Below are 1,757 nucleotides of genomic sequence, written 5' to 3'. Positions count from 1 at the left end.
AACGTGGTCTTGCCCACGCCGAATCCGCCCGCCACCACGATTTTCGCGCTGGTGGTTGAGCGGGCCGCTCCGCCGCTAGAGCTTGCGAAGTCCACTGAGCACCCTTTCGAGCAGTGTCACATCCGGCGCTCCGCCGGCGTCTCCGTTGCCTGGCTGGTGAATGGCCACCATCCCCGCCTCGGCAAGGTCGGCCACGAGAATCCGGGCGACACCGAGAGGCATGGACAGCAGGGCCGACACCTCTGCCACTGACTTGACCTCACGGCACAAGTGGCAGATCCGCTGGTGCTCGGGCAGCAGCCCGGCAAGGAGCGCGGGATCTGCCGTTGTGCTGACCAGCGCCTCGATGGCGAGCTGGTATCGCGGCCGGGTCCGGCCACCGGTCATGGCATACGGACGCACCAGCGGCTGGTCGCCCTCGTATCCGTAGGCATCTGAGCCGTACGGATCGTGAGAGGCAGTTGGCGGGGTCATGAGTCCTCCGGGCGGGACAGCAAGGGTTGGTGCCGTCTGAGCGGGCCGGTGGGGGAGCCGGTTGGTCGACCTGACAGTGACGGCGCTTGGAGCGCTATCTGACACAGATGCGTAGAAGGGGCGGGATCGGAAGCATACGGATCAGTGCAAGAGGCTTCCCTGGAGCTCGGCGCGGAGGTCGGGAGTGAGAACACTGCCCGCGCGGTCGACCAACAGGGCCATCTCATAACCCACCAGACCGATATCGCACTCGGGGTGGGCCAGTACGGCCAGCGATGAGCCATCGGAGACGGACATCAGGAAGAGAAAGCCACGCTCCATCTCGACCACGGTCTGGCTGACCGGGCCTCCTTCGAAAATTCTTGATGCTCCTGCGGTGAGGGAGGTCAGCCCGGAGGCGACCGCGGCCAGTTGGTCTGCCCGATCGCGCGGGAAACCTTCGGACATCGCCAGCAGGAGTCCATCGGCGGAGACCACCACCGTGTGGGACACCCCAGGGGTGTTGTCCACAAAGTTGGTGATCAACCAGTTCAGATTCTGCGCCGCCTGGCTCATCGGGCTCAACTAACGCTCCTGCGGGTGAGTGGGGCCGAGGTTGAAGCTACCGGTCGTTGAGTCGTTCTGTTGACGACCTTGTTGAATGCCTCGGCGAAGGTTGGTCAGCCGGCCGCGCACATCGTCCGGCGCGCGCGAAACCTGCGGACCGCTCTGGGTGCTCTGCTCCTGTGCCGTACCCGCGACCAGATTGGCCCGTGGGACACGACGCGGGAGACCTGAGGTGGTGACGCCGCCCGCGGTCGGCTTTTTGAGCCGCTCGGCCTGACGCACCAACTCGTCATTGGGGGAGGGGCGCCAGCCGTTGCCGTTGGCGCTCGGTCCAGCGGCATGATCCGCGGTCGAGCGCTGCGGCATCGGCGGTACTGAGCGGTTCGCGGTGTTCCGCGACGCACTCGGCGCCCGGGTGTCCACCGGCTCGGCCGGAAGGCCGTTCCGGGTCCTGCCCTGGGTGTGGAACCAGTCCGTTTCCAGGGTGTCGAACAGTGGTGTCCGCCCATCGCCGGGCCCGGCCGGCGGCAGCGCCTCGTGCTGTGGCTGCGGCGGCAGGGCCGGCGGCAGCGGTAGGGCCGCATCCGCCTCGAAACCGGGCGGTACCGGGGCCTGACCCGGTACCGGCGGCTGCGGTGCGCCGAAGTCCGGTCGGGGGAACTGTCCGGTGGAGGTCGGGTCCTGGTGTTGGGGTGCGCCGAAGTCCGGTCGGGGGAACTGTCCGGTGGAGGTCGGGT

Annotated in this window: 2 protein-coding genes and 2 pseudogenes; all 4 read right to left on the bottom strand. The window is 67.6% G+C overall.

Going from position 1 to position 1,757, the window contains the following annotated elements:
• Positions 1-95: pseudogene (locus NBG84_RS32835) on the bottom strand (ATP-binding protein); the annotation flags it as partial.
• Positions 76-474, bottom strand: coding sequence for a DUF742 domain-containing protein (locus NBG84_RS32830; RefSeq protein ID WP_250923327.1), 399 nt, complete (start codon positions 472-474; stop codon positions 76-78). The gene NBG84_RS32830 and the pseudogene NBG84_RS32835, both read right to left, overlap by 20 nt.
• Before the next feature lie 141 nt (positions 475-615).
• Positions 616-1,029 carry a roadblock/LC7 domain-containing protein gene (locus NBG84_RS32825; protein WP_142214992.1) on the bottom strand — a complete coding sequence of 138 codons (414 nt, stop codon included), beginning with the start codon at positions 1,027-1,029 and terminating at the stop codon, positions 616-618.
• 9 nt (positions 1,030-1,038) lie between these two features.
• Positions 1,039-1,757: pseudogene (locus NBG84_RS32820) on the bottom strand (hypothetical protein); the annotation flags it as partial.

The organism is Streptomyces albipurpureus (assembly GCF_023701525.1).
GTDB classification, from domain to species: Bacteria; Actinomycetota; Actinomycetes; order Streptomycetales; family Streptomycetaceae; genus Streptomyces; species Streptomyces albipurpureus.
This window is presented reverse-complemented; position numbering and strand designations above follow the sequence as displayed.

What these genes read in the sequence shown, in the direction of transcription:
- NBG84_RS32830 (WP_250923327.1), bottom strand. Translation starts at nt 474, where the DNA reads ATGACCCCGCCAACTGCCTCTCACGATCCGTACGGCTCAGATGCCTAC.
- NBG84_RS32825 (WP_142214992.1), bottom strand. Translation starts at nt 1,029, where the DNA reads ATGAGCCAGGCGGCGCAGAATCTGAACTGGTTGATCACCAACTTTGTG.